General features: G+C 64.3%; 15 protein-coding genes. 2 read left to right on the forward strand and 13 right to left on the reverse strand.

Features of this window, described 5'->3' with window-relative positions:
• Nucleotides 1-4: 4 nt before the first annotated feature.
• The 10 genes from vgrG to IGX34_RS09835 all read right to left on the reverse strand — a co-directional run bounded on the left by vgrG (nt 5) and on the right by IGX34_RS09835 (nt 8,438).
• Entirely contained in the window at nt 5-1,792 is a 1,788-nt protein-coding gene (vgrG, locus tag IGX34_RS09790; protein WP_192555543.1) for a type VI secretion system tip protein VgrG, read from the reverse strand.
• A gap of 3 nt (nt 1,793-1,795) precedes the next feature.
• A complete protein-coding gene (locus IGX34_RS09795) occupies nt 1,796-2,488 on the reverse strand; it encodes a CIS tube protein (RefSeq protein ID WP_192555544.1) in 693 nt (230 codons plus the stop codon).
• A complete protein-coding gene (locus IGX34_RS09800; RefSeq protein ID WP_192555545.1) occupies nt 2,489-2,689 on the reverse strand; it encodes a DUF5908 family protein in 201 nt (66 codons plus the stop codon).
• A 9-nt stretch (nt 2,690-2,698) separates the two neighbouring features.
• A complete protein-coding gene (locus IGX34_RS09805) occupies nt 2,699-3,202 on the reverse strand; it encodes a phage tail protein (protein ID WP_225737362.1) in 504 nt (167 codons plus the stop codon).
• Nucleotides 3,189-3,647 (reverse strand): phage tail protein, encoded by a 459-nt coding sequence (locus tag IGX34_RS09810; protein ID WP_192555546.1) that lies wholly within the window; start codon nt 3,645-3,647, stop codon nt 3,189-3,191. Before IGX34_RS09810 ends, IGX34_RS09805 begins: the two co-directional genes overlap by 14 nt.
• A 62-nt stretch (nt 3,648-3,709) precedes the next feature.
• Nucleotides 3,710-5,281, reverse strand: a complete 1,572-nt coding sequence (locus IGX34_RS09815; RefSeq protein ID WP_192555547.1) for a phage tail sheath family protein — start codon at nt 5,279-5,281, stop codon at nt 3,710-3,712.
• A gap of 23 nt (nt 5,282-5,304) precedes the next feature.
• Nucleotides 5,305-6,081 (reverse strand): hypothetical protein, encoded by a 777-nt coding sequence (locus IGX34_RS09820; RefSeq protein ID WP_192555548.1) that lies wholly within the window; start codon nt 6,079-6,081, stop codon nt 5,305-5,307.
• 2 nt (nt 6,082-6,083) lie between these two features.
• Nucleotides 6,084-6,659 (reverse strand): Pvc16 family protein, encoded by a 576-nt coding sequence (locus tag IGX34_RS09825; protein ID WP_192555549.1) that lies wholly within the window; start codon nt 6,657-6,659, stop codon nt 6,084-6,086.
• Between the two features lie 418 nt (nt 6,660-7,077).
• A complete protein-coding gene (locus IGX34_RS09830; protein ID WP_192555550.1) occupies nt 7,078-7,728 on the reverse strand; it encodes a response regulator in 651 nt (216 codons plus the stop codon).
• Nucleotides 7,725-8,438, reverse strand: a complete 714-nt coding sequence (locus tag IGX34_RS09835) for an ATP-binding protein (protein WP_192555551.1) — start codon at nt 8,436-8,438, stop codon at nt 7,725-7,727. The genes IGX34_RS09830 and IGX34_RS09835 overlap by 4 nt, the downstream gene beginning before the upstream one ends.
• Before the next feature lie 578 nt (nt 8,439-9,016).
• Between IGX34_RS09835 and cysG the strand changes: the two genes are divergently transcribed.
• A complete protein-coding gene (gene cysG / locus IGX34_RS09840; RefSeq protein ID WP_192555742.1) occupies nt 9,017-10,459 on the forward strand; it encodes a siroheme synthase CysG in 1,443 nt (480 codons plus the stop codon).
• Complete coding sequence (locus IGX34_RS09845) at nt 10,452-11,291, forward strand: uroporphyrinogen-III synthase (RefSeq protein WP_192555552.1); 840 nt, start codon at nt 10,452-10,454, stop codon at nt 11,289-11,291. Before cysG ends, IGX34_RS09845 begins: the two co-directional genes overlap by 8 nt.
• A gap of 16 nt (nt 11,292-11,307) precedes the next feature.
• Here the strand turns inward: IGX34_RS09845 and IGX34_RS09850 are convergent, their stop codons facing one another.
• From IGX34_RS09850 to nirD, 3 genes are read right to left on the reverse strand one after another with little or no spacing between them, the layout of a single operon-like run.
• Nucleotides 11,308-14,037, reverse strand: a complete 2,730-nt coding sequence (locus tag IGX34_RS09850) for a nitrate reductase (RefSeq protein ID WP_192555553.1) — start codon at nt 14,035-14,037, stop codon at nt 11,308-11,310.
• Nucleotides 14,034-15,278: an NAD(P)/FAD-dependent oxidoreductase gene (locus tag IGX34_RS09855; protein WP_338015447.1), complete on the reverse strand. Its 1,245-nt coding sequence runs from the start codon at nt 15,276-15,278 to the stop codon at nt 14,034-14,036. The genes IGX34_RS09850 and IGX34_RS09855 overlap by 4 nt, the downstream gene beginning before the upstream one ends.
• Nucleotides 15,275-15,622 (reverse strand): nitrite reductase small subunit NirD, encoded by a 348-nt coding sequence (nirD, locus tag IGX34_RS09860; protein WP_192555555.1) that lies wholly within the window; start codon nt 15,620-15,622, stop codon nt 15,275-15,277. The genes IGX34_RS09855 and nirD overlap by 4 nt, the downstream gene beginning before the upstream one ends.
• Nucleotides 15,623-15,624: the final 2 nt, after the last annotated feature.

Here is a 15,624-nt window from a genome sequence, read left to right on the forward strand (position 1 = left end):
CCGGTTAATTGATCATGACCATCGCGCCCTTCACCGTGGTCTGCCCGGCGGCGGACAGTTCGGCGGTGGCCGAGCCCTTGCCGGCAAAGCCCACCTGCGCTTCGCAGTTGACGTTCATGCCGGTGGCTTTGAGGTCGGCGGTGGCGTTGATGTTGATGGCCGCATTGGCGGTGATCGTCACATTGCCCTGCGCGGTGAGCTTGATGTCGGACTGGCTGGTCAAGGCGATGCCGGCGCTGGACAGCTTGATACTGTTGTTGTGCTGGTCCTGCACGGTGATCGCCTGCGCCTTGTCGTCGAGCACCACCTGGTTCTTGCCCGGCGTGATCACGGTGATGATCTTGTCTTCCTCGTTGAACTCGATCTTGTGCAGGCAGCGCGTAACGATCGCCTTGGTGTTGTTCTTTGCCTCCAGCGCATACGGCGGTTTGCGCGCGCTGCTGTACAACGAGCCGAGCACTACGGGGTGGCTGGGATCGTCGTTCAAGTAACCGAGCAGCACCTCATCGCCCACTTCCGGCAGAAAGAACGCGCCGAATGCACTGGAAGCATAGAACTGCAGCAGGCGTGCCCAGATACCTTGCGCCTGCGCCTGCAGCACCGGCACCTGTACCTGGATGCGCTGCTCACCTTCCGGGTCGCCGTCGAGTTTCATCACCACGCCGATCTGCAAGCCGTTCACGCCCGGCAGCAGGCCGCCGTTGAGCGGCGCCACCACGTCTTCGCGCTCCATGTGCCAATCCGGCCGCAGACCGAACTCGACATGGGTAGTCCAGTTGCCGCTGCTGAAATCGTGCTCCACCGCCGACACATAAACCGAGCCGTTGAAGCGGCTGCCCACCCCTTTGACCTCGATCACACTGTCGGGCACGGCGAGTGCGCTGCCACAGAAACTCATCCGTCCGCGAATGCGCGCCAATGCGGATTTCTGCTGCGCCGCCTTGGCCCAGTCGGTCAAGGCAGCCATCGGCTGGGTGGCGCCGGTCTGCAGGGTATAGGTGTCGGGGCCCGCCACTTCCGCCAGCGTGGCGCCGTCCAGATTGCCTTGCTCGTTGAGCTTGACCGGTACCGCCGGACTGCCCTGCATCACGGCTTGCTGCTTGGGATCCCAGGACACGGCCTGCACCGAACTGTACTGGCTGCGCGCGTCCATATCCGCCTCGAACGCGATCAGGCTGTCGCCCCAGGTCACCGTCAGCACCGCGGGCGTGGATGCGCCCGGCGGCGCCACTTTCACCTTGGCGGCGTCCACCGTCACCACCATGCCGTTGGCATCGGCACGGGCCAGCATGAAATCCCAGTCACTGCTGTAGAACTGCACCAGTTCGTCGTACTGCGTCGAGGTGCTGGTAACGGTGGCCGACAAGCCGTGATTGCCGATCAAGGTCGAGATGATGTCGCTGTCTTTGGCCTGCAGATAGTTCGCGTTGTTGCGCCCGATCGTCATCTTGGCGGCTTTGTCGCGGCACTCCAGCACCAGGCGCGAACTGTTGTCGTTATCGATCTTCAAGCTGTGCCGCACCACGATGCCGCTGAAGATCTCCGCGCTCTCCTCGCCATAGCCGGCGCTGATGCTTATTGCGGCGCCCGGCGCAAAGGTGGCCTCGTCACTGTAGACAAATTCGCCGGTGGTCATATCGCCATCGGTCAACACGATCTCGGCCCAGGGAATGCGGTTGACCGCGCGGCGCACGGTGAGCGACACGATTGGCGCGCTGGACAAGGCCTGGCCGCCGGCGCTGATCACCACGCGAATCACGCCGCCGTTAATGGGATTGGGAGAAGTGGCCATGGCTCAACTCAGTGGCGGAAAATGCAAGGTCGTGCCGGGCCTGAGCGCACGGAACGCGTGCAGGCCGTTGAAGCGCGCCACATCGACGTAATAGCTGCTGTCGCCGTAGATGCGATGGCACAGCAGCGGCAGCGTGTCGCCTTCGGTGACCACCACCGAGTGGCTCAGATCGGGCGAGGACATGTTCGCCTCCAGCGTCGCTTCCTGCGGATTCTTGTAGCCCTGGAAGCTCAGCTTTGCTTTGGCGCGCAGCGGCGCGCCGCTGGGGCGGAACAAGGTGTAGTCGATATTGAAGCTGGTCAGCCGCCCATAGAACGCCAGCCGCCCCCATAGCACCTGCACCACATTCGGTTCGTGCTGCTTGCCGTTGTAGGTGTAGACCACGTCGTTCAAGGCATTGAGCTGGTCTTCGACCTCGGCCGGCAGATTCAGATTGGATGGCACCGGCACCACGCCGGTGCCGTCGAACACGGTGGAAAAATCGAGCGTGCCGGGCAGCATGCGGGAAAAATTGCGCCCGCTGCCGGTGTCGCCCATCGGCACCGCGCCGCCGAAGCGGGTCTTGCGCGAGAGGGTCAGTTCGGACGGATTGATCAGCAGAGAGATCGATTTGCCGCTGGGCGTAGGCGTATTGCCGCTGGTATCGCAGATGCTGATTTTCAGCTGCGATTTCCCGGAGGAGAGACGGTCTGGCATTTATCGCTCCCGCATCCGCTCGAACTGCGTCGCCAGCAGCATGCGCAGGCGCCGCCGCTCCTCGCTGCCGCCCAGGTTGCCCTCGCTGTTGCCGCCTTCGCCGTCGTGCTCGTCAGCGGCCGGCGCGGACTCGTCCGCTCCGGCCGCTTCACCGCGGTCGATGCTGGACTTGATCACCATCTGGCGGATTTCGATCGTCACGCTGCAGCCTCAATCGCTTCGTTGGACAAACTGATAAGCAAGCTCGATCGTCTCCAGCGCCACCTCGTTTTTGGTGGACTGGAAACTGTCGATTTCCCAGCGCACCGGATAGGCGTTGGTAAGCGACCAGGTACGCAATGGATTGGCCTTGGCATCGAGCAGCTTCACCGTCACCGGCGCCAACTTGATCGACACCGACAGGCCGCCCTCCAGCGTGCTCCTGCACCAGCTCACCAGCGCCGAACTCATCGGCGCCACGCCGCGCTTGAGCGTCAGCCGCTTCTGCTTCACGCCAGTGGGAAGCTGGTGCATGAAGCGGTTTTCGCCGCCCTCGCGCAGCTCGTCCACTTCCATGCTCAGCTCCAGTCCGGACACTTCCTGGAACGAACTGTCGCCGCTCCCTGTGCCGCTGCCGATGCTGACAGTGAACTGGAATGCAGCCGGGAGCTGGGCTCCCAGCGTGTCTTCCTGGACGACCTGCGCAGGCCATGCCGCCGGATCAGGCGTTGGCAATCGTCAAGCCCTCGTGCGCGATCTCGATGGTTTCGATCGCCACTTCGTTGCCCTGCGCCTTGAGGTCGGTGCCGGTGATCTTGGTCGGCCACGCATTGGCCAGCGTCCATACCATGGTCGGCTTGCCCGATTCGTCCAGCAGGCTGATCGTGACGGGCACGCGCTGGATCGTGTTCATCTTGATCTTGTTGAACCAGTCCCAGAACTTGTTATCGCCCTTGAACACGCCCTTCTTCATGGTGACGTTGCTGAATTTCTTCAGCCCCGGCATCTTGATCGAGGCATACGCGGGACTATCGCCGTGGCGATACTCGATCGGCTGTGCTTCCACGTCGAGCCCGGACACTTCCTCGAACGACATCACGGCCGAATCCCACTTCACCTGAAAGTAAAACTTGGGCATCGGCCATACGTTGGATGACTGCTGCGAACCATCGTCTGCCATACAAATACTCCGTCAAAAGATGAGGCCATACGCAGCGGGCGCGCTGCGGCGCCCGCGCCCTGTCACGACTTCTGCATCTGCTGCTGGAAGGTGATCTCGATAAATTCCGCCGGGCGGACCATCGCCACCAGCACGGTGACGCGCAGAATGCCTTCGAGGATGTCGTCCGGCGTCATGGTTTCGCCGAGGCCGCAGTGCACGCTGAAGGCATCTTCCGGCACGGCGCCGGCCAGGCCACCGCGTTTCCAGATGCCGGTGAGGAAGTTCGCGACCATGCTTTTGATGGTGACCCAGGTGTTGGCCACGTTCGGCTCGAACACCAGCGCCTTGGCCGCCAGCTTGCAGGACTCTTCCAGCATGATCATGGTGCGGCGCACGTTGATGTAGCGCCAATCCAGGCTGTTGCCGTCGAGCGTGCGCGCACCCCACACCAGCACGCCCTCGCCGATAAACGAGCGGATCGCGTTGATCGATTTGCCCTGGGTGGTGACGTTGAGGTCTTCCTGGTCCGCCGCCGAGATGGTCACGGCCGGGGCCACCACGCCGGAGAGGCTGACATTGGCCGGTGCTTTCCACACGCCGCGGCTGTTGTCGACCATGGTGTAGATGCCGGCCATCGCCGCGCTCGGCGGCATCAGGTTCAGCTTGCCCTTGACCAGGTCCATGATGGTGTTGAACAGCGGACTGATGGTCATCAGCGTCTTGTTGAGCAGCGCCTTGTTGGCCAGGATCGCGTCATCCGTGGGCGCCGGTTCCACCTTGCTCCAATCCTTGGTGATGTCGGCGATCGCCTGGATCTGTTCCTTGTCCTTCAGCGCAGCGCCGTCGGGCGCGGTTTCCGGCAGGCCCAGTTCGCTGCGCAGCAGCTGCTGCAGCACATCGGCGGTGGCGATGTTCTCGTAGCTGAGCTCCTTGTCGCCGACCACGGTGGTGTTCAGCCACGGATAGTAGGCCGAGGCGTAATTGAGGAAGTTGATCCCCAGGCTGTTGCGGAACAGGTCGACCGGATCGCCGCCCGGATCGTTGCGCGGCTTGTCGCCGCCCCACACATCGAGAATCGCCACGCGGTTGCGCATCTTGTCGCCGCAATGCTGCAGCATCGCCTGCTGCAGGCCGATGCAGTCGGGCTGCTTGAGCAGCACGGCTTCCGGCACCACCACCATGGTCGGCTCCTGCTCCTTGAGCAGTTCGTCGATACCGCGGCCGAATTTGTCCGGATCCAGGTCCGACGCATAGTCGCCGACCGAGATGATATAGCAGGGGCCGCCGCCGTTCTGGAAGAAATGGCGCATGGCGTTGTAAAGCGTGTAGCGGCCGCCGTCCTTGCCGGCCGGCTGCTCGAACACGTATTCGGTGAGCTTGTTGTCCGCGCCCGCCGCCTTGAAATCGGCCAGCGCGGAGGGATCGCTCTTCACCGCAATGTTGAAGCGTGGGTTCGGGCCGAAACCGAAGTACTGGTGGTACTCGGCCATCGAGCTGATGCGCCAGGGCTTGAACGAAAGCGGCTTGCTGCGATTGTCGGCGATTTCGGTGTGGCCGATGAATGCGGGCACGGCGGTAGCCACTTCCACCACCGAGTTGGGAAACGCATTCTTCTCGACGATATAAACACCCGGTGTCTTCATTGCACCCATCGGCGGGCTCCTGTCATTGTGTGTCAGCTATGAACAAAAATTTCCGACACGGCGGTGGATACGCCGCGTACGGTCTCTCGCCACAGGCGCTGCGGCGCAGCGCCTGGCAACCTTGAAATCAGCACACGCCCTGGCGTATCGGTCACATCGCGCAGCTGGAACCGCTGCGGCGGTCGCTCGCGCATGGCGATCGGCGAGGTGGAATGCACCACCAGCGCGGACTGCCCGTTCGGCAGGACCTGTTGCGCCGGCGTGGTAAAGCTCACTTCGCCGCGCTGATCGACAATCGACAGCGCGCGTCCGCGCCAGTCGCCAACCAGCAGGTATTTCCAGATCGTGCTGCGGCTTTGCAGATGCAGCCGGTAGGCCGTGCCGAGCGCCTCGACCCAGGCGGCGAAATCGTCGCCGCCGCCGCTGAGCGGCAGTGCCACCGTCGCCAATGGCGCCCTCGGTGACGCTGCAACCGGCAGCAACGGCGCCGGCTGGATGCCGTCTTGCTGTGTCGGCGGCTGCACGGCGACGGTTTCGGTGTAGTACACGCAATCCGCATCGCCCGAATACAAGTCGAAGCACAAGCTTCGCGGCTGGCCTTCTTCGTTGCGCTCGCTCCAGATGCCCGGTAGCTGGGAATCGGCCACGCTGATGCCGAGGCTGCGTCCGTCCGCGTGCACCAGCATGGCGAAGCGATGCAGAAACGCCGAGGTATCGGCATGCGGCCGGAACACCAGGTCGCGCGCGCTGCCATCGGCGAAATAGTCGTGCCGCACATCGATCGTGGCGAAGGCGCGATAACGTTGCATGGTCAGGGCGCCGCCGCGGTTTCGGTCTGGCGGATCGCCGGGTCGCGGCCGCGAATGGCGCCGGCATCGAGCGTGATCATGCGTATGCGAAACAGCGCCGAAGGCAGATAGCGGCCGCCGTGGATGCTCCACAGGCTGTGCATCTCCTGGCTGCTCAGGTTTTCCATATTCAGCGCCAGCCGCTCCAGGCGCTGGTCCATGCCCGGCGTGTTCTGGTGATCGAGCACGGGGCTGCCCTGGAAAAAGGCGATCGCGCCGGACAGGAATTTCAGGGCTTCCGGATAATGGCTGCCGCTGAAATTGGCCGCGCACATCACCAACAGGTTGAGATACACGGGAGCCGCGTTGTGGATGACGCCATTCTGGTACGTCATCGGCAGGCCGGTGGCGCGGTATGCCAGCGTGTCGCGCTCCACCCCGCTGAGGAACAGCACCAGCTTGTTGGTCGACAGCACCACCGGCACGCCGCCCAGCTCCTGCAGGTTGGACACCACCGCCACATCCTCGGCCACCTCGAACTGCCGCCGGAAATGGGCGTTGAGGTGCGACGCAAGATGTTCGAGAACACGATCAATCACGAGCCGCCCCTGTGTGTCTTCATGACACGGCCCCGCTTGCATGGACTCCAGCCCGTGCAAACGAGGTCCGGCTAGGTTACGCCGCGGCGGCTGGCGCGACCTATCAGCAAAATGCTGATATTGACTTCTGCTTTGCTGAGGCACATGGGCATGCGGAAGAACGTCGCGCAGGGGCTTGCGACGTGTGTTAGCTATGTCTTATGCAGTGATGGGTTGATTCTGCCCCTGCCGAAGGATGGTATCGGGGCAAAGGTTTTAAAACGCTCACAGCAATGGGCGTCGCATATGACGCAGATTTCGAGGAAGGCTGGGACAGCAAGCGCCTGGTATTGAATTTGAGCTGAGGTTGCGCGGATTTATGCAACCCATGCTATCCAAGCCCAGGCTATCTGATTCCACAGGCAACAGAACGACACGCTCAATCGAGCGCGGTCATCCCCTGCTTCACCGCATAGCGCGTCAACTCCGCCACACTGCGGATATTGAGCTTGCGAAATACATGCGAGCGATGCGTCGCCACCGTCTTCGCGCTGATATGCAGCCGATCCGCCACTTGCTGAGTGGAATGGCCTTCCGCCAGCAGGCGCGTGATTTCGCGCTCACGCCAGGTCAGCGGTGGCGGCGTCCAGGCGCGGTGGCCGCTGCCGGCTTCGCGGTACGCGCCGAGGATGGGCGCCATCAGTTCGCTGCTCAGGAAAATCTGCCCGCTATAGGCATGGCGGATGGCGCGCGCCAATTCGTCGCAACAGTTTTCTTTCAGCACATAGCCGGATGCGCCCGCCTCCATCGCCATCAGCACTTGGGCCGGCTGCGCACTGGCGGAAAGGCACAGCACCTTGCTCGGCAGGCGTTCGCTGCGTACGCGCCGGGCGACCTCGATGCCGTTCATCACCGGCATGGTGACATCGGCCACCACCACATCGGGGGTCAAGTTGCGCGCAAGCCGCAACAGATCCGCGCCATGGCCGGCATGTCCCAGCACTTCGAAATCGGGTTCGCGCTGCAGCAGCGCGACCAGCCCTTCGCGCAGCATCAGGTGATCGTCGCCAAGCACTACGCGCACGTTCATCGCCTGACCACCCAGCCCGGCAGGCGCACGACACGCCGGCCCGGCCAACCCTGTTCGGCGAAATCGCCCGGCCAGCGGATGCATACATGCACACCGGCGCCGGGGGCGGCCTGCAGATGGAAGGCAGCGTCGACGCGTGCCAGCCGTTCCGGCATGGCGCCCAGGCCCAGGCCGCCCTGCACGCTATGACGCTGATACACCGCCACCGGATCGAAGCCGGGGCCGTCGTCGCTCACCGTCAGCTCGAAGCCGTTGGCCTGCGCCGTCAACACCAGTTCCACATTCGCGCCCGGCGCATGCTTGCAGGTGTTGAGCAGCAGCTCCTGCACCGCCTGCAGCACGATCACCGCCACCGGCGGCGGCGGATCGGCGACCGCATCGTCGCAATCGATATGCAGCGCCAGGCCGGTAAAGGAAGAAAGCCGGCGCCCGAGATTGATCAGCGAGGTAGCCAGCGACAACGATTTTTCCGCTGTCATGCCGCTATCCCATTCTTCCAGTACCTGGCGGATGCCGCGCAGGGCTTCGCTGACCAGCGAGCGGATACCGCCCAGCACCTGCGTGGCGACGTTGCGCTCGGTCTGCCGGGCCTGGTCGAGCTCAAGCAGGGCCAGCGTCATCAGCTGGGTCGGGCCATCGTGCAAACGCTGCATCAGCCGGGTAGCCGGCTGTGCGCTGCCGCCCGGCGCCGATGCGCGGCGCAACGGCACGGCCTCTTCACCGTCAAGGACTCTCCGACTCAGTGGCATCTGTGCTCCCCCGCATCGCTCATTGGATCGACCGCCTCGATGCCTCCCAGCCGCCGCTGTTGCGGCCGGACATCACACCGATGAAGCAGGGCTCACCGCAGATCCATAGAGAAAACCGAGCGGCAGACCATGACCACAACCGGTGCGCTGCGGAGCAAATCACCCGTGCATGACCTGGCATGCAGCACCAGCCAAACCGGCTGGCAGCGCTTTTATCGCAGCACGATATCGATGGCCCGCTGGCGTGTCCGGTCTGGCCGGACTAAGAAGCCATCGACATAACAAGGAAGTGTCGACCGACGTTATCCTGGTGCTGCGAACAGAGCGCTTGGCAATTCCCCCCGGAGGTACCACCGCCGATGTTCGCACCGATACACATCATGTAGCAATTAAATCGGCAGGATCAGGCGGCATATCGCCAAATTCCCGGCGCAGCCGCTTGAATCGGCACAGCGGTTTTCACATAGTCATCACGCAATTCCTTGCTCACCGACATGCGCAAGCTGTCCGCCGACCAGGCTGCCTATCCAGTGAACGACATGAAACTTTATCCACTCTTTGCAGATCTGAAGGGCCTGCCGGTGCTGGTGGTCGGCGGCGGCGCGGTGGCGGAACGCAAGATCGAGGCTCTGCTCGAAGCTGGGGCACAAGTGCGTGTGGGAGCCCAGCAGCTGAGCGGCAATTTGCTCGAATGGTCGGCGCAAGAGCGCATCGCTTTTATCGGCGATACGTTCCAGCCGGCATGGCTGGACGGCGTATGGCTGGCGATTGCCGCCACCGACGATCGCACGCTCAATGCGCAAGTCGCCGCCGCGGCCACGGAACGACGTATTTTTGCGAACGTGGTCGACGATCCCGGCCTGTCGCGCTTTCAGGTGCCGGCCGTGGTCGATCGCGCACCGCTGACGATCGCCATTTCCACCGCCGGCGCGGCGCCGGTGCTGGCCCGGCGCGTGCGCGAAACGCTGGAGTCGCAACTCGATCACGCGCTGGGCGCGCTGGTCGGCCTGGCCCAGCGTTATCGCGTGCGCATCGTGCAGCGCTGGCCCGAACTCGCCGCGCGGCGCGTGTTCTACGACTGGCTGCATGACGGGCCGGTGCTGTCGCTGTTGCGCAACGCGCGCGCGGAGGAAGCCGAACAGTTGCTGGTTCAGGCATTGGCTGCCGAGGACGTTGTATCCGCGTCAGGTTCGGTGCTGCTGGTGGGCGCCGGACCCGGCGATCCGGGCCTGCTGACGCTGCATGCATTGCGCGCGCTCAATCGGGCCGACGTGATTCTGTACGACCGCCTGGTCAGCGATGCCGTACTGGCGCTGGCACGCCGCGATGCCGAGCGCGTCGACGTGGGCAAGCGATGCGGTGGCCGGCACACGCAGCAAGCGCAGATCCATCAGCTGCTGCTCCAATACGTGCAGGCCGGCCGCCGCGTGGTGCGACTGAAGGGCGGCGATCCGTTCGTGTTCGGGCGCGGCGGCGAGGAAATGGCATTTCTGCAGCAGCACGGCATCGCTTATGAAGTTGTCCCCGGCATCACCGCCGCCATGGCCTGCGCCGCCTACGCCGGCATCCCGCTGACCCACCGCGAGCACGCCCAGTCGGTGCATCTGCTTACCGGTCACGGCAAGGATTCGCTAGATGCCATGGACTGGCCGGCGCTGGCGCAAAGCCACCAGACCCTGGTCGTGTATATGGGCGTGGCCACGCTTGAGCTGCTGACGCAGCGCCTGCTGGAACATGGCCGGCATCCCGACACGCCGTTCGCCCTGATCGAGAACGGTACGCTGGCGCAGCAGCGCGTCGTCAGCGGGGTGCTGCACGAATTGCCGGTGCGGGCACAAGCACAAGGCATCCATCCGCCAGCCCTGCTGATCATCGGCGAAGTAGCTGCCATGGCCCATGCGCATGCATGGTTCGGCCAGCAAACAACGGCGACATCCCATACTTCCCTACCCACCTCCACGGAAGCCGGCGCACATGCATGACTCAGGATCCGACCGACCTCTGCAAGGGCGCCGTATCGCATTGCCCGAATCGCGCGAGCTGGATCTGTTCGCCACGCTGCTTGAACGCCGCGGCGCGACGGTGCTGCGATGCCCGCTGATCGATATCCGCGATGCGCCCGATCCGGCCCCGGTGCTGCATTGGCTGCGCATGTTCAGCGCCGGCGGCTGCGACGATCTGCTGCTGTTTACCGGCGAAGGCCTGCACCGCCTGCTCAGCCAGTTGGAGCAGCACGCACCCGAACTGCGCGAACGCTTTGTGCAGCAGCTGGCTGCCGTGCGCCTCATCGCGCGCGGCCCCAAGCCGGGACGCGTGCTGCGCGAACTGAGTCTCAAACCGGCGCTGGTGGCCGATCCGGCTACCACGCCCGGCATGATCGGCCTGCTGCAAGGCCTCGATCTGCAAGGACGGCGCGTTGGCGTGCAGCTTTATGGCGACGATCCCAATCGACTGTTGATGGATTTTCTGGCCAGCGCCGGTGCGCAGGCACTGCCGGTAGCGCCGTATGTCTACGCCGACGCCGCGGCAGATGCCGAAGTGCTGGCCTTGATCGAAGCCATGCATCGGGGCGAGGTCGATGCCATCGCCTTTACCAGCCTGCAACAAGTGGAGCGCCTGTTCCGCGTTGCGCAGGCACGGCACGAGCAGCTCAGGCAAGCGCTGGCGCGCACCATGGTCGCCGCGATCGGCCCGGTGGTGGCGCAGGCGCTGCGTGCGCATGGCGTGGAGCCGGGCGCAGTGCCCACCGACAGCTATTTTCTGAAGCCGCTGACCCAGGCCTTGATCGAGAAACTGGGCCGCGCTTCGAGCTAGCGGCCGCGCCCTTGCGCTAGACCTGTGCTTCGGCGCGCACCTGCGTAATCAATTGCCGCAGCTCCGGTACGCACGATCCGCAATTGCCGCCGGCGCGCAAGCGCGCGGTGATCTGCGCAGGCGTTTCCAGCCCATGCGTGCGAATGGCTGCGCAAAGCGTGTTGCGTCCAACGCCAAAGCACGAGCACACGATGGGACCGGTTGCGGCGCCCGGATCGGCGGGCTCGCCGATCAACAGCGCCATGCGATCGCTTTCATCCAACGGCTCTCGCGCGAACAGCCCCGCAAGCCAATGCCGTGCCGGCAGATCGGGACGCGCAGAAAGAAACAGGCAGGCTTCGATGCGCTCATCGATCACATGCGCCGCCCGGTAAACGCCGGTGCTGTGGTCTTCGTATTCCAGCCAGTCGGCATCCTGATCGTCCACACCCAGCCAGGCGCGTGCCCAGGCGCTGCACTCCGCCGGCCGTTCGCGATGGGCGATTTCGTAGCGGCGGAAATGATCGCCCTGAATCGAGGTCCAGTAACTCAAGTCACCCGGTGCCAGTTCCCGTCGGCTTAGCGCAAAGCCATACCAGCGCACCGGGAACGGCTCCACGCATACCGGCGTGTGCTTGAACTCCGGTTCGCCGGAAACCGGATCGGCCACCGGGTTGACCACGCTGCCCACACGCGCGTCCGAGGCGAACTGATCGTTCCAGTGGATCGGCACAAATACCTGGCCGGCCAGGATGCCGCCGCCATGTTTGACGCGCGCCACCAGCGCGCCCCAGCGCGAATGCACGCGCGCCAGTTCGCCTTCGCGTACGCCACAGCGCAGCGCATCGTGCGGATGCATGTCGACAAAGGGCTCGGCGACGTGGCCAGTAAGCCGCGGCGCTTTGCCGGTACGCGTCATGGTGTGCCATTGATCGCGCACGCGGCCGGTGTTGAGCACCAGCGGATAGGCCTCATCCGCGGCATGCACCGGTGGGCGGGCTGCGGTAGCGACGAAGCGCGCACGGCCATCGGGGTGCGCGAAACAGCCGTCGGCGAACAGGCGCTCCGTGCCACCGTCGGCGGCAATCGGCCACTGCAGCGGCGGCATGGCGTCGTAGGCAGCACGATCCAGTTGCGCCAGTCCGCGCAGATTGAGCAGCCTCGGCGCAGCCGGCGCACCATCTTGCGAAAACGGCTGATTGCGCCAGGCGGTCAGCTGCGCATGTTCGGCAAAAATCGCATGCGCGCTCTCGAAGCAAAAACCCTGCGCAAAGCCAAGCCGCCGCGCCACCTCGCACACGATCTGCCAGTCCGCCCTCGCCTCGCCCGGTATCGGCAGGAACGCTCGTTGCCGCGATATGCGCCGCTCCGAATTGGTAACAGTGCCATCCTTTTCGCCCCAGGCCAGCGCCGGCAGCAGGATCTGGGCAAAAGCATTGGTATCGGTATGCGTCACAACATCGGAGCTGGCCACGAACTCGCAGCGCGCCAGCGCCTGCTTCACCCGATCGGCATCGGGCAGGCTCACCACCGGATTGGTGGCCATGATCCATACCGCCTTTACCTTGCCTGCTCCGATCGCCTCGAACAGCTCCATGGCCTTCAGGCCCGGATGTTCGGCGATGCGCGGCGATTGCCAGAACGACTGCACCAGCTGGCGATGCAACGGATTATCCAGCTCCATATGCGCCGCCAGCATATTGGCCAGACCGCCCACCTCGCGGCCGCCCATGGCATTGGGCTGGCCGGTCAGCGAGAACGGCCCCATTCCCGGCCGACCGATGCGCCCGCCGGCGAGATGGCAATTGATGATGCTGTTGACCTTGTCGGTACCGCTGGAGGATTGATTCACGCCCTGCGAAAACAGCGTCACGGTGCGCGCGCATTGCGCGAACCAGTCGTAGAAGCGCAGGAGGTCGGCCAGTTGCACACCGCAGATGCGCGCAACCTCGGCCGGATCTGCCGCATCTGCCTGCGCCGCAGCCAACGCCTGCGCAAAGCCGGCGGTATGCGCATCCACAAACGACGCATCGACGGCACCGTGCTGGAACAAATACGCCAGCAGTCCATTGAACAGCCACACATCGGTACCCGGCTGCAGCGGCAGATGCAGATCGGCGATTTCGCAGGTGGCGGTGCGGCGCGGATCGATCACCACCATGCGTGGCGGCGCAGCGCCCTCCTTCGCCTTGACGATGCGCTGGTACACGATGGGGTGGCACCATGCGGTATTGGCGCCCACCAGTACGATCAGCTCGGCCTGTTCCAGATCCGCATAGCAGCCGGGCACCGCATCCTCGCCGAAGGCCCGCTTGTGCCCCGCTACGGCCGAGGACATGCACAGGCGAGAATTGGTGTCGATATTGGCGGTGCCGAGATAGCCCTTGGCCAGTTTGTTGACGACGTAGTAGTCCTCGGTCAGCAGCTGGCCGGAGACGTAGAACGCCACCGCGTCCGGGCCGTGCCGCGCGATAACGCGGCCAAAGCCTTCGGCAACATGGTCCAGCGCGGCATCCCAGCCGATACGCTGCAGGCTGCCATCCACACCGCGCTGCATCGGATGCAATAGCCGTCCGCGCAGATCGGTGGTTTCGCCAAGTGCGGAGCCCTTCACGCACAAACGCCCGTGGTTGGCGGGGTGTTGCGGGTCGCCTTCGATCTGGGCGGTGCCGTCGGGATTGGCGCGTGCACGGATACCGCAACCGACACCGCAGTAGGGACAGGTGGTGGCGGTGGTCGCAACATGCGGCCTCGCCAGCGCCTTCATGCGGTGGCCTCCAGCTGCGCGGCATGCGCCTGGCAATACTGTCTGCCAAACAACAGCCGATCGCGGATTCCCGCAATATCCGCGCCCTGCTCGATCAGTTCGAAATACCAGCCGCCGTCCCTGACATCGCCATACAGCACTGCCCCGATCACCTGGTTGTCCTTCAGCACCAGCCGTTTGTAGATGCCGCGCCGCGGATCACGCAGCACCAGGTCTTCGGTACCCGCTCCGCCGATCACATCGCCGGCCGAATACAAATCGATGCCGGTAACCTTGAGCTTGGTGGCCGTGCGCACCGAGCGATAGCGCCGGTGCCCCACTCGGGCCAGATGCGATGCGCACACGCGCGCCTGCTCCCATACCGGCGCGACCAGCCCGAAGGTAAGGCGGCGATGCTGCACACATTCGCCTACGGCGTAGATATGCGGGTCGTAGGTCTGCAAGGTGTCATCGACCACGATGCCGCGTTCGCAATACAGTCCGCACGACTTGGCCAGGGCGATATCCGGGCGCACACCCACCGCCATCACCACCAGCTCGGCCTCGATGCGGCTGCCGTCGGCCAGTTCCACCCATTCCACCCGTTCGCCGCCATGCAGTGCCTGCGTGTTGGCCTTCAGGCGCAGGCTCAAGCCGCGCGCCTGCAAATGCTGCGAGAGCAAGCCGGCGGCATCGGCATTGAGTTGCTGCTCGAGCAATACATCGCTGCGATGGATCAGCGTCACCTGCATGCCGCGCCGCGACAGGCCGTTGGCCGCTTCGATGCCCAGCAGGCCGCCGCCGATCACCACTGCACGCCGGTAGGCACTGGCGGCCTGCAGCATCTGCTGCACATCGTCGATGCCGCGAAAACCGATCACGCCCGGCAAATCATTGCCCGGCAGCGGCAGCATCACCGGTTGCGAACCGGTGGCGATCAGCAGGCGGTCGTAGGCCAGTTCGATGCCCTTGCGCGAATGTACGCGGCGCCGGCGGCGATCGATCGCCACCACCGGATCGCCCGCATGCAAAGCCACGCCATGCTCGGCATACCACGCCGGTGTATGGAGCATGATTTCATCGATTATTTTTTCGCCGCTCAGCAGCATCGACAGCAGGATGCGGTTGTAATTGCCGTAGGGTTCGGCGCCGAACACGCTGATGTCGTAGAGGCCCGGCGCAAGCTGCAGCAATTCCTCCACCGCACGCATGCCGGCCATGCCGTTGCCGATCACCACCAATCTTGGACGGGCATGATTCACAACGGATGCCCGATCAGCACATGCCCGCCTTCCAGTCTGATTTGCCACGCGCGCACGGAATGCTCCGGCACCTCCAGGCATTGGCCGGTACGCAGATCGAAATGTTGCTTGTAGATCGGCGAGGCCACTACCACGCGATCGCCGATGCTGCCGATCAGGCCGCGCGAGAGCACCGCGGCGCCGGCGTTCGGATCGAAGTTGTCCAGCGCATAAAGCGCCCGTTCGCCGACCCGGAACACGGCCACCTGTTCGTCGTCCACCAGGGCGCACACCCCGGTATCGGGCACGATATCGTCCAGTTCGCAGACGAGGGTCCAGCCTTGTGTCGTCAGCACGTCTTCCATCG

This window comes from Dyella acidiphila (assembly GCF_014863405.1).
Classification (GTDB): Bacteria; Pseudomonadota; Gammaproteobacteria; order Xanthomonadales; family Rhodanobacteraceae; genus Dyella_B; species Dyella_B acidiphila.

What these genes read in the sequence shown, in the direction of transcription:
- IGX34_RS09815 (WP_192555547.1), bottom strand. Translation starts at nt 5,281, where the DNA reads ATGGGTGCAATGAAGACACCGGGTGTTTATATCGTCGAGAAGAATGCG.
- IGX34_RS09845 (WP_192555552.1), top strand. Translation starts at nt 10,452, where the DNA reads ATGCATGACTCAGGATCCGACCGACCTCTGCAAGGGCGCCGTATCGCA.
- IGX34_RS09830 (WP_192555550.1), bottom strand. Translation starts at nt 7,728, where the DNA reads ATGAACGTGCGCGTAGTGCTTGGCGACGATCACCTGATGCTGCGCGAA.
- IGX34_RS09795 (WP_192555544.1), bottom strand. Translation starts at nt 2,488, where the DNA reads ATGCCAGACCGTCTCTCCTCCGGGAAATCGCAGCTGAAAATCAGCATC.
- IGX34_RS09820 (WP_192555548.1), bottom strand. Translation starts at nt 6,081, where the DNA reads ATGCAACGTTATCGCGCCTTCGCCACGATCGATGTGCGGCACGACTAT.
- cysG (WP_192555742.1), top strand. Translation starts at nt 9,017, where the DNA reads ATGAAACTTTATCCACTCTTTGCAGATCTGAAGGGCCTGCCGGTGCTG.
- vgrG (WP_192555543.1), bottom strand. Translation starts at nt 1,792, where the DNA reads ATGGCCACTTCTCCCAATCCCATTAACGGCGGCGTGATTCGCGTGGTG.
- IGX34_RS09850 (WP_192555553.1), bottom strand. Translation starts at nt 14,037, where the DNA reads ATGAAGGCGCTGGCGAGGCCGCATGTTGCGACCACCGCCACCACCTGT.
- nirD (WP_192555555.1), bottom strand. Translation starts at nt 15,622, where the DNA reads ATGGAAGACGTGCTGACGACACAAGGCTGGACCCTCGTCTGCGAACTG.
- IGX34_RS09810 (WP_192555546.1), bottom strand. Translation starts at nt 3,647, where the DNA reads ATGGCAGACGATGGTTCGCAGCAGTCATCCAACGTATGGCCGATGCCC.